The following is a 12,862-nucleotide window of genomic DNA, read 5'->3' on the forward strand; positions in this document are numbered from 1 at the left end:
GGGTTCAAATATAGCGACATTTACAGGTTAAACTAGTCCAGAGGAGGATTATCGCCAGCCACACCAAATGATGCACCGAATAATGAGATATCCAAAATATTTACCGACCCATCGCAATTCAAGTCTGCCAGTAAATTATAGTCTTCATCTTCACTAGTTTTGGCGAAGGATAAATTTATCAGTGATAGATCGTTAATATTAATAAGGTTATCGCCATTTAAATCGCCGGGTATGATCGCTAAAAAGCTAAATTCCGTATTCGCAGTTACTGTTTGAATACCGAGTGTTTTAGTAAGATATCCATTCACTTTCAAGAAAACATCAAAAACACCAAGAGGAGCGCCAATAATTTGGAATTGACCCAATGAATCAATAATTGCATCATATTGATATGCCAACAGCGTTGTTGCCGGTTGGTAAAAGTTCACAACAGCAGCTCTGTTAGCACAAGCCGAAAGCCATGTTACCGAAGCATCAATTTCTATTTCTGCCGAAGCATCTATAACTTTGTGAATAGTTCCATTTGAAGTCTTTACCGCATACATCTCGCCCCACATATCTTCACCAAAAGCCACAATTTGAGTGGAAAGAAGACCACCTTCAAAACTTTGCCATACACCATCTTCCTGCCAAAGCAGCCAGTAATTGCCGGAGCAAAAATCTGTAAGTATGTACTTGCCTACAAGATTAGGAAAAGCGTTACCCCGATAAACTCTTCCACCTGTAATGGAGCAACCATCACTATGGCTGTATTCAAAAACTGGGTCTGTTACAACAATACTATCATTACATTGCGGAGATTGATAAGGTTGAGTTCCCTCATAGCATCGCCAACCATAATTGGCACCACCGGGAGCACCGGCAGGTTGGAAATCTACTTCTTCAATTGCGCTTTGACCTACATCGCCAATATATAGATCACCTGTTTCTGCATCAAAGGCAAACTTCCAGGGGTTACGCAATCCGTAAGCCCAAATTTCATTCAAACCAAAATCATCATTCACAAAAGGATTATCACTTGGAATACTGTAAGGTGTTGTGCTCACGTTTATTCGCAAAAGCTTTCCCAAAAATGTCATTTTATTCTGACCGTTATTAAAGGGATCTCCCCCACTTCCGCCATCGCCTGTGGCGATATACAAGTACCCATCGGGACCAAATTCTACCTGTCCTCCGTTGTGATTTCCAAATGGTTGATAAAACTCCAATAGGGATTCTTCAGAGTCGGCGTTGGCAAGATTTTCATTATCAAGGTCAACGCTAAATCTTGAGATACGCGTAAAAAGGCTGTCGTTTGCGGTAAAAGTATAATTGACATAGAATTTTCCGGATGTCGAATAATCCGGAGCAAAAGCCAAGCCCAAAAGTCCCTTTTCACCGCCGGAATTGACATTTGAGGTAATGTCTAAGAATGGTGTTGATTCCTGAACGCCATCAGTGTAAAGAATTTTAATTTTCCCGCTTTTTTCAACTACAAAGAGCCTTGAGTCTCCGGAGTTGACGATTTCTGTGGGTTGATTATAGCCGCCGGCAAGCAACTCCAAATCAATATCGTATTGGCCAAAAGCCAATGAAGGCAAAAAACCTAAAAGTATTAACATTTTTTTCATGGTGCCAAGGTATTAGTTGCGTTATTTCTTGTTAGAACAATTACAACGACATTTAAGTTTATGTACTTTTGCAAATTCAAAATAACATCTTGAATGAAGCTTAGCGAAGCAATTAATAGCCGTAAAACATTTGCCATTATCAGCCACCCTGATGCCGGGAAGACCACTCTTACCGAGAAATTTCTACTTTTTGGGGGTGCAATTCAAACGGCGGGTGCCGTAAAATCGAACAAAATTAAAAAAACTGCCACTTCCGATTTTATGGAAATAGAGCGTCAAAGAGGAATTTCTGTAGCCACGTCGGTCATGGGATTTATGTATGACGGCATGCAGGTAAATATTCTTGATACTCCCGGTCACAAAGATTTTGCTGAAGATACTTACCGCACGCTTACTGCCGTAGATAGTGTAATACTGGTTATAGACTGTGTAAAAGGTGTAGAGGAACAAACGGAAAGACTGATGGAAGTTTGTCGCATGCGCAAAACGCCTGTTATCATTTTTGTCAATAAAATGGACCGAGATGGGAAAGATGCTTTTGATTTGCTCGATGAGTTGGAATCAAAACTTAGCATTCGCACCCGGCCATTGAGCTGGCCGATTGGTATTGGACCCACATTTCAAGGAGTTTACAATATTTTTAATAGCCAACTTAAACTTTTTGCACCCAATAAAACGAAGGTTGAAGCCGATACTGTGGATATTGCCGATTTAAACGATCCGCAATTGGCTGAAGTGATAGGAAATGAACCGGCAGACACCCTTCGCGAAGATTTGGAAATGGTGGAGGCTATTTATGAACCGTTTGATCGCAAGTCTTATTTAAATGCAGAAATTGCTCCGGTATTTTTTGGCAGTGCCCTGAATAATTTTGGAATCAAAGAATTGCTCGAAACGTTTATCGACATTGCGCCTGTGCCCCAAGCGCGCGATACAGATGTGCGAAAAGTAGAGCCATTGGAAAAAACATTTACAGGTTTTGTTTTTAAAATACATGCCAATTTAGACCCAAAACACCGCGACAGGATTGCATTCCTACGGGTTTGTTCCGGCAAGTTTGAGCGCAACCAGTTTTTTCACCATGTACGGCTTGACAAAAAAATTAAATTTTCGAATCCCTCGAGTTTTATGGCGAGCGAGAAAAGCACTATTGAAGAGGCATATCCCGGCGATGTAGTGGGACTATACGATACCGGAACCTTTAAAATTGGCGATACCCTGACCGAAGGGGAAGAGATGCAGTTTAAAGGCATACCGAGTTTTTCGCCAGAAATATTTAAGGAATTGGAAAACCTGGATCCAATGAAAACAAAGCAGCTAGAAAAAGGAATCAGGCAGCTTACCGACGAAGGTGTAGCCCAGCTATTTATTCAGGAGCTGCTCGGTAATAAAAAGATTATTGGTACCGTTGGCGAACTTCAGTTTGATGTAATTCAATATCGCCTTGAGCATGAATATGGTGCAAAATGTCAATTTAGAGCGCTGAAATACCACAAAGCCTGTTGGATAACCAGCGACAACGAAGCGAAGCTCAATGAGTTTATCCGAATAAAAACTACTGATATGGCAAAGGATAAAGATAATAACTGGGTTTATCTGGCACCGAGCGAATGGATATTGAGACTGGAGCAACAAAATTTTCCGGAATTAACCTTTCACACTACCAGCGAATTTAAACACGAAATTGTAGCATAATTCTTGATTTAGAGAACTAAACAATATACTTGATGAAACGCATAATTCTATTATCAATTGGTCTAATTTCAATCACACCCCTTTTTGCGCAAACCAATCCTTACAAATTTCAAGTAGAAAATGTAAAGGATACGGTGGTATATTTAGCAAACTATTACGGAGATAAACTTTACTATTCTGACACGGCCTACACAGATGTAAATGGCAATTTTTCGTTTAAAGCTATACCAGAAAATAATCAGGGAAAATACGCTGTAGTGATACCAGGCCCAAAATATTTTGATATTATTATTGCTGATAATGAAGAGATCAATATAAAAACCGACACGACTGATTTGATTAACAACATAACTGTACTCAAATCGCAGAACAATAAAGTGATGTATGAGTACATGCACTTTTTAACCGAGCGTCGTGGGGAACGTGAAAAGTTGGTGAGCAGCTTAGAAGAAAATGAAGGCAATGAAGAAGCTCAAAAAGCTATTAAAGACGAGTATAGCGTTTTAAACGATCAGGTAATAGCTTATCAAAAGAAGACCGCTTCCGATAATCAGCCTCTTTTTGTGGCGAAGGAAATTATGATGTCAGTAGATCCTGAAGTTCCAAAAGAGCTGCAAGCAGATCAATCATCGGGTTATTTCTATTTTAAAGACCACTATTTTGACAATATCAATCTAAAAGATGATAGAATTGTGCGCACTTCCATCTTTCACAATAAGCTAGACAATTATCTGAATAAAACACTAATTCAAAATCCGGATTCAATAGTTGCATCGGTAGATAAGCTAATTTCGAAATTAGATCGTGGATCGGAAGTTTTTAAATATGTGGTTCATTATACCACTTACAATTTTGAAACATCGAAGATAATGGGGATGGATAAAGTGTTTGTTCACATGGTTGATACCTATTATAAGGATGATATCGCTTTTTGGATGGACACCGATAAGATAAAAAAGATTCAGGAAAAAGCCGATGAAAAGCGAAATACGCTGATTGGGATGGCTGCACCCGAACTCATATTAATGGATACTTCGGGAACCTGGATAAGCACTTATAAAGATGTGAATACTAAATATACGCTCCTATTCTTTTACGATCCGGACTGCGGGCATTGCAAAAAAGAAACTCCGAAGCTTGTGGAATTTTATAAAACCCATTCGCCAAAGAATATCACTGTATTTGCTGTGAGTTCTAACCACGATGAAAAGTGGAAGAAGTTTATCCAAAAGAATGAAATGGCCTTTTATAATGTGAGCATTCCAGCGCAGGCTTATTCTGATGCTGAATATGCTACCAGGCTTATTACCTCTGGTACAACAACATACAAGAGTCTTAAATATCAGGAAACATTTGATGTTGTTACCACTCCAAAGATTTTATTATTGGACGAGAATCATGTTATTGTTGCGAAGGATATTGGTGTTGAGCAAGTTGAGGGGTTTATTACAAGGTTTGAAGAGTCGCTCAGTGCGCAATAGGTTTTTAGCTTTTAGCTGTTAGCTTTTAGCTTTAAGCCTTAAGCTGCAAGGTTTAAGTGTGAGGTTTCATTATTGGAAGTATTTATTGCAAGGTGATTCTGAAATTTTAAGTTGCTGTACATCAATGCTTTCTCGCGCGCAACCCCTAAAGGGCGCCACCGCACACATCATCCGAATTGATTAATTTTATATGCGTATCAGGAACTTTACCAGTTGGCTTCTTAAACTAAAGATTTATGCCTAAAGTGATTTAGCTTGATTCATTAGAAGTTTATTATTTTGGTATTTCCCTACAAAATATTAGGTCACACAAAACAGCGAAGCTGTTAAAAGCCTGTAGGGCTGATATTTAATAGCCCAGGGTGTAGTGAAACGAAACCCTGGGTCATGATTTGGATGAATTTAGGTCTTGGCGGCATTTTTGCTTTTTTTTTGCAAAAATGATGACAAGACCGGTTAATATAAGTTGGGGATATAGTTTACTGGTAAAGTCGCCGATACGCATTTAATTTTATTCCTTAAAAAGCTTTTTTATGCATCCCTACATTAAGGCTTTTCAAGGAGCGATATTGCGTTGTATTGAGTGGTTATTGAGCTTGTCGAAATGCGGAGTCAAAATGTGTGCGGCAGAAGCTCACATTCAGAACATTCTGTGATTAGCCAAAAATCATAAAAGTCTACCCCCATAATTTATTTACAGGTTTCTCAAAAATAAATCTTACAATCAGGTAGTTCAGCCTTGATTCGTTCTTTTTCGCTTTCACTAAAATGATTGTCTACCGCAATAAGCGTTCTCAGTTCTTTTAAATTGCATATGTCTTCGGGTAGACTCACCAGTTTATTCCCACTGATTATTAGCATTTTCAATTTTTTAAGTTTGCAAAGTTCTTCCGGAACGTTTTCAAGCTCATTGTTGGATAAAATAAGCGTTTCCAGTTTCTTATATTTGCCAATACTCCCCGATAATTGTCTAAGTTGATTGTTCTCTAAGTTAAGCCCTGTTAGACTCTTAACCGGAGGCAGGTTGAATTCCTTAAATTGATTGCTTCCAATATTCAGTGTTTTGAGATTCCTTAGGTTTGATAGCGAAAATGGAAGACTGCTTAAATGGTTATTTTGCACTTCAAGAACCTCAAGATTAGAACACTCACCAATTTGTGGAAATATACTCGTCAAGTAATTTGATGACATGTGCAGATATTTCAAATTCTCCATATTGCCAAATGCGGGGGGCAATTGCTTGATCTGATTCATAGCCAGATCCAGCTTTTCGAGTTTTTTGAGGCTGGCAATATTGGCAGGGATATACGTAAGCGCATTTTCACTTAAATTGAGAATTTCAAGATTCTGCATTTCGAAAATCGATGGATCCCAAAATTCAAAATTATTCTTCATCAAGTTGAGGAAAGTCAGGTTTTCAAGATTGGTAATATCCTTATCTATTGAGAAGATTCCCTGCTGTCGCAAATTGAGAACCTTCGCCTCTGTATCTTTTCCCAAAGCATCTTGCACGCTATAGTACACGGGCTCTTTGATGGGATTTGCAAACTGAGAAACAGCATATGTTGAAACAGAAACTGAAACAAATGCGAGTAAATAACGAAGTGATTTCATAATTTAGTAAGTTGCGGCAGTGTTGTCGGTAAGTGATTTGAGGAAGGTAATGATGTTTTTTTTCTCACTTTCGGTAAGGTTTAAATGATCTCCAGAAAGGGTTTGATTGGGCAAGTCTGACTCAGAAAATCCAACACCGTAAGCTCCTCCATTTTCATAAAATTCAATTACTTCATTTAAAGTTCCGTATGCGCCATTGTGAAAATAGGGTGCAGTAAGTTCAATATTTCTTACAGTTACTGTTTTAAAAGATTTATTGTAAATCCACGCTTCCTCATTATTAATTCCATTGTTGTTTCTTCCGTTATCGGGATCAATAACTTTCTGATTGGGCTTTTGCATAACACCTAAAATCTCACTTTCGGTTTTCTGAAAATGTGGAGGTACTAAACCAGAAAAAGTAGGAGCAAAATGACAGGTACCGCAAGCAGCCTTTCCCATGAAAAGGTTGAATCCATTTTTTGCTTCTGCCGAGAGCAGTTCCGATTCTTTTCTCATATACTTGTCAAATGGGCTGTTAAAAGATTGCAGGGAAAGGACATAAGACGTGAGTGATCTAATCAACCTTTCGCGTGTAAGATCCGCCGATTTAAAAGCCGTTTTAAAAAGTGATTTATACGTTTTATCAGCTTTCAAGCTTTCTATTATCTGGCTGTAAGCCGAATCAAACTCTTCCTCATTAAAAATAACATGCTCTGCTTGCTGCTCCAGGGTAAAAGCACGTAGATCGTAGAAGTACCGGTCGGCATATACTGCATTTAGAAGGGTCGGCGCGTTTCGCTGCACCGTTTTTCCCTCTACATTGCTCACTGATTTTGCTGCACCATCTGTAAAAGCGAGCTCGGGCTTATGGCAACTTCCGCAACTTAAGCTTCCAGAAGTGCTTAGAGATGCGTCATAAAATAGTTTCTTCCCCAATAGTTTTATTTCGGGAGAATCATCTTTTCTGGTAAGCTCGGTAAAGTAATACGGATCTAAAAAATCTTTTGCAAAAATGCTTGAACTATTTTGATTCCACGCGCCGTGATTTTCCTGCAATAAAATATCTCTGTCAAAAGCCAGATCTCTTAAAAGGGCGTATGTCGGATCAATGTGTTCTCTTATAAAAACAAGTCGATCAAATGTTTCAAAGTCCGAATTTTTATCGAGATATGCCATAGCACCTTGCAGTCTCTGAACTATCTCTTTACTATCTTCTTCAAAGTAATCTGTTGAGAATGTTTTAAGTGAAAAGAGTGCATATTTTGATTCTTCAATACCACGTAAAGATCCCGGCGTATCAAAACCAGTGATTCCCAGAGTAACAATAGCGATAAGTTCCTGACGCATTGCAGATATAAGTTCTCCCTCGGGTATTGATTTGCTATCTAAGTCTGATTTTACTTTCGCGAAAGCATTCTGAAGATTACCCGCCAATTGGTCTATTTCAATGGCATGTTTACCCGGATTATCATATATCAATTCATCTAAATACTGCAAGCCTTCAGGCGGGTGCACACTGGCTCTGCTCCCTTCACGTGAAATGTGAAAAAGTGGCGCCCCATTTAGGTTAGACTCTGTATAATCTGGATAGTAGTAATTAAGTATAAACTCAACACGCTTATACTCATTCCGCGCTTCATTTATAGCTTTTACAAGCTTGGCCTCTGTTGATTGTCCAACACGGTATTGAGCAGCTGTTCTTTTAAGCTGTAGAAATGATTTATCTAAATTATTAGAATATTGATCTACCAACCGCTTATCTGTTGTAAAGTTGAAAGATGAAAGAAGCGCAGAAATAACAACAACAGCAATCAGCAGTATTACGCCTCCTTTATTGGTTTTAAATTGCATTGGCTTATTTTTTAGTTGAAAGTTTTATAATCTGAAAAATCCAAACCCCACGCCCGTAAATTAGGCGTGGGGTGTGAAATATTTAATTGAAAAGGCAAGCGCACATGCTAGCGAGCAATTACGAACTTGTCAATGATCGTTTCATTTTCAGTAACCATTCGGTAGATATAAACACCGTTTGGAAGGTTTAAACCATTAAAATCTACCCTGTTTTCAACATCTTTTTCAGACAATTGATTAAAAAGTGTTTCAACAACTCTTCCATTCATATCAACTACCTGAACAGTTGTAAAAACAGTAGAAGCCGTCTTGAAGATAATTTTCAATTCACCCTCTGTTGGATTAGGGAAGGCAGTGATAACGTCTTGAGAATCAGTAATCTCAATGAAAGATACTTCTTCATCTTCAGCACCAACTAAATGCGAAACTTCATCTGCAACACTGTTAAAGCGCTCCTCAAGGTCAGTACATCCTGCACCCAAGTCACCATTGTATATGCTAAATGGAGCACCATCAAGACTTAGGTTAAACTCAAGACCTGTAGCAATACCATCAGTTCCATATGCAACCAGGCTTCCCGCATCGCGTGATGCAACAAGAAGGTTGCCGTTTGACATCGTAGCCATTCCCATAACTTTATATGAAACAGATCCCAGAACTGTATTTATTCCGTTCGCATTGATTTGGTAAAGCTTACCACCAAAGCTTCTTGAAGCAAGGTAAAGGGTACCATCTAATCCAAAGCTAATATCACCACCAGATACATTTGCAGTAGCATAAGGCGATCGCTCACCGGTTGCAACATTTACAGAAGTAATGATTCCGCTATCCGTATCACCTATCAAAAGCGATCCATCTTCGGTAAAAACAGCAGCGGTAACTTTTGTAAGTGGGGTGCTCAAAGCAACTTCTTCACTCAATTCACCATTGCCGCTCATTACATTTAATGTTCTGTAAGAACCACCTTGAGACCTCACAAGGTAAAGGAGTTTGTCATTTTCATTAAATGCGATGTGCACTTCGTAATCTACCGTTTGAATGGCTTCAAGAGAAGCTGAAGTTTCAACTGCATCAAGAGTTACTTCATAGATAGTAGAAATACTGTCGTGATCAACATCTGCCAGATAAATAGCGTAGTTATCACAGTCAATTACTGATGCGCTTTCGCGAATAACTGTAATAGATTCAGAAAGATCAAAACAACCCGAAAGCTCGTTTGCGTTTACATTTTCACCATTGGCGAAAGCCGCAGCCAAATCTGCAACATTGCTGCTCTCAGCATCAAAACTCAAGAACCAAATTAGGCAAGAGCCTGCACCGGCATCGTCAAAGTTGATAGCTTCTACATCTGCAATAGTTGCAGGAAGACCCAATATATTACCCTCTGTATCAGTTACAACCCATGTTCCTGCCACGTCATCTGTTGGCATTATATCAAATTGAACCGTTACGTTGCTTTCTACTTCATCATTTACTAAAACTACTGTTTGATCTTCTCCATCGCCAAAAGCAATTGATCCGCCGTATGCTAAACACAAATCTTCAGCGCCAAGGAAGCTGCTCAAAGCGAAAATTACTGTAGCTGAAGCGTTAAAACTCACTTCATTTCCTGTAGCATCTATCTGTGGCGTATTCGAGCCACTTGGGTGCTGCACGGAGAAGAAACCAAACTTATTATCAGGTGAGAAAGTTAAACCTGTAGGCTCAGAACCATTTGGAACTGAAGCGAAAAGCTCAACATTCGGATAAATCTGACTGTGGTCAGGACGAACTACCCAGATGTAGTTCAAACCACCATCCTGCTGTACCCAAAGATTTCCTTGATTATCAAAGGTGAGATTATCGTTACCACCACCCCAATTTTCAGAAACAATTCCATTTGCCGTTTCGATATCATAAGCTCTACCACCTACAAAAGTTTCGAAACCTGTTACGCCATTGTCACCATCGGTGAATCGGTATGTTCTGCCATTTCCTTTTGAAGTGAAGTAAATTTTACCATCAATTGGACTGATCTCACAATCTTCAACACCATTAAAATTTGTACCACCAAGAGCAGCAGCTGTGTTGCGAATGTTGTTTCTTTCTTCAGGCGTATCATTTGGCACCTGAATCCAAAGACCAGCAGTTCCAGATGGATCGCCACTTACCAATTCTTGATTAAGGCTAAGCACATAAACTGTTCCTGCACTAAGATTACCAGGCTCATCGGCTACAAATTTGTATACACATTGTGTACCACCATCTTCACCGTAAAAGGCGCGAATCATGTCATCAGCAACTACAACATTCTCATGGTTCATTCTACCCATTGCCCATAGTTTATCCTGAACGCCATCATTTTCGTAGTCAAGAACTTCAGCCGTAATAGGGTCTATTTCAACCAACCAACCAATATCCTGGTATCCATCTTCATTAGAGTCGCCACCGCTTGTGTTTTCTTCAGCAGTAATTATTGTTCCCCAAGGAGTAAGACCACCAGAACAGTTTCTGATAGTACTCACAAGATCATCATTATAAAAATCAACTGCTTGTGTACTATCTACTTCCCAAAGTAACGTCTCTTCGTTGTAATGTAAGTCAGCAATGGTAACGCCACCCGGAGATGTTTCATGATTTACCGAAAGATGACCAATCGTGCTGCTACCATCTAAACCTATATAACCAGTAAAATCATGGTTTCCACCAATGTTACCCTCACCAATTGTATGAGGAGTACCTTGCTTCAAGATCATTTGAAAGCGGTGTCCTTCCGGGAGAATTAAGTTAGGAGTTTGTGCGGTTGGATCAATTGAGGTAAAGCAACCAATGTGATCTGTAGTGCAATCTGCCGGAGGGTTAACCTCTGGTAAGTTTTGAATGTACATATCAAAACCAAGGTCAGAACTTTGACCATCTCTGTTGTGCAGTTCTACAGCAATTTGATTTTCGCCATCTACGAATATATCGCTACTAAGAATGTGATAGAAGTATGTATCTTCCGCGTTCCCAGAAACTGTAGTGGAAGAAAAAGTAAGGTAATCTATCTCTCCTTCCGGCATGTTATCGCGAACAACTTCTACACCATTGATATAGATTATTGCACCATCGTCTCTTCTTAGTCCGATAACTACTGAATCCACAACGCTTGTCATATCTACATTTATACTTCTACGGAAGTAAGTTGTGATATACTTGTTGTCGGCATCAGGGCCAAAAGAAACCACTGTTTCAACATCGTCACCGTATCCAAGAGGGCCATTGCCCTGATTCCAAAGGTAATCGTCAAAGCTGATGTTTGTCCAGTCTTCTGAACCTAAGTCAGAACCATTGTCAAGGTAATTCCAACCAGAGCCGGCTGGAAGTGGGTACTGCGCAGCTGTGTAAGGCACTTCAAGGAAATTTACAGCTATGTTAAAACCAAGATCAGAACTTGAAGCTGAAGCTTGGTGAAGCTCTACAGCAATTACGTTTGTTCCGTCTTGAAGAAGGTTAGCCGTATTTATTGTAAAGTAAGCAGACTCATCAGACCCATTTACAGTTTCGCTTGCAAACGTATTATATGAAACTTCGCCTTCGGGCATGTTCATTCTAAATGCTTCCACGCCGTTTACATAAACAATAGCTCCATCGTCTCTCAGTACATCAAATACCAGAGAATCAATAGAAGCAGAGTTTTCAACTTCGAATATGTGGCGTAAGTAGTAGGTAGGATATTTGTTTTCAGCATCGTCACCAAAACTCAATTCGGTAACAACATCGGCTTCACCGTATCCAAGTTTAGCATCGCCATAATCCCAGTCATCTCCGGCAGGATAGTCAATAGCTGTCCAGCTTTCGCCAGCAAGATCAACTCCATTGTCATTGTATAACCAAGAACTACCTGCAGCAACAGGAAAAGAACCCGGGAAATACATTTCCGGAAGGGTGTAATCTATTACTAATCTTGCCGCTACAGTCGGGTCATTGTCGTATGTTTTAAATACGCGTTTGTTGTCGCCATTACCGGCATATCCGGGTACCTCTATATAAAGTGGATCTACCAAAGCGAAAGCGATGGCGTTTCCTGCAGTCCAGTTATCATGCGAAATAGCTTCTGTGATAAGCACAGCAAGATCTGGTGATTGCTGGTCTTCTCCGGCGTCGTTAACCTGTGCAAATGGTCCAAAATTCCAAATTACGGTGTCACCGTAATAGTAGTCACGATTTAAAACGTTGTATGCTCCGCTGCCATAAGATGCGGCATCACCTGTATTTTCAAGAACGATTGCTGCATTTACATCTCCTGTAGTATTTGACTCATCAACCACAACCTGAATGTAGGCGTTATTAATTGTCGCTATAGCAGGAATGTCAATCCCTGCAAAACGGAGCCCGATTAATTGTTCAAAAGATCCGTCTTTAGTTACTTCAATGTCAGAACTGGTGCGGTACATTTCGCCGGTAAACAGTCCCTGTTCTACGTCATCGTTTCCCGAAGTAATAGGAAATTCGACTGTTTGTGTTAGCTGTGCTTTCGCCGAGAGTCCCAGAAGGAGTATCGATCCAAACAACAGAAAAGAGTTAAGCTTTTTCATGAAATTGGTTTTTGTGTTTGATTTAGTGCCGCAAAACTCTGGAGAAAATTAGGGTTTAACCGAAATAGAAATT

Annotated in this window: 6 protein-coding genes; 2 read left to right on the forward strand and 4 right to left on the reverse strand. The window is 39.7% G+C overall.

What is annotated here, in order from left to right:
• Positions 1–32: 32 nt before the first annotated feature.
• Positions 33–1,610: a PQQ-dependent sugar dehydrogenase gene (locus G3O08_RS11680; RefSeq protein ID WP_163285557.1), complete on the reverse strand. Its 1,578-nt coding sequence runs from the start codon at positions 1,608–1,610 to the stop codon at positions 33–35.
• Between the two features lie 93 nt (positions 1,611–1,703).
• Between G3O08_RS11680 and G3O08_RS11685 the strand changes: the two genes are divergently transcribed.
• Positions 1,704–3,305 carry a peptide chain release factor 3 gene (locus G3O08_RS11685; RefSeq protein WP_163285558.1) on the forward strand — a complete coding sequence of 534 codons (1,602 nt, stop codon included), beginning with the start codon at positions 1,704–1,706 and terminating at the stop codon, positions 3,303–3,305.
• Positions 3,306–3,337: 32 nt separating this feature from the next.
• Positions 3,338–4,786: a redoxin domain-containing protein gene (locus G3O08_RS11690; RefSeq protein WP_163285559.1), complete on the forward strand. Its 1,449-nt coding sequence runs from the start codon at positions 3,338–3,340 to the stop codon at positions 4,784–4,786.
• Between the two features lie 705 nt (positions 4,787–5,491).
• On the opposite strand, the gene G3O08_RS11695 is transcribed toward G3O08_RS11690, so the two are convergent.
• The 3 genes from G3O08_RS11695 to G3O08_RS11705 all read right to left on the reverse strand — a co-directional run bounded on the left by G3O08_RS11695 (position 5,492) and on the right by G3O08_RS11705 (position 12,789).
• On the reverse strand, positions 5,492–6,400 hold the full coding sequence (locus G3O08_RS11695; protein WP_163285560.1) for a leucine-rich repeat domain-containing protein: 909 nt from the start codon (positions 6,398–6,400) through the stop codon (positions 5,492–5,494).
• Positions 6,401–6,403: 3 nt separating this feature from the next.
• Positions 6,404–8,233 (reverse strand): cytochrome-c peroxidase, encoded by a 1,830-nt coding sequence (locus G3O08_RS11700; RefSeq protein WP_163285561.1) that lies wholly within the window; start codon positions 8,231–8,233, stop codon positions 6,404–6,406.
• A 107-nt stretch (positions 8,234–8,340) separates the two neighbouring features.
• Positions 8,341–12,789, reverse strand: a complete 4,449-nt coding sequence (locus G3O08_RS11705; RefSeq protein ID WP_163285562.1) for an alkaline phosphatase PhoX — start codon at positions 12,787–12,789, stop codon at positions 8,341–8,343.
• Positions 12,790–12,862: the final 73 nt, after the last annotated feature.

It is taken from the genome of Cryomorpha ignava (assembly GCF_010686655.1).
Taxonomy (GTDB): Bacteria; Bacteroidota; Bacteroidia; order Flavobacteriales_D; family Cryomorphaceae; genus Cryomorpha; species Cryomorpha ignava.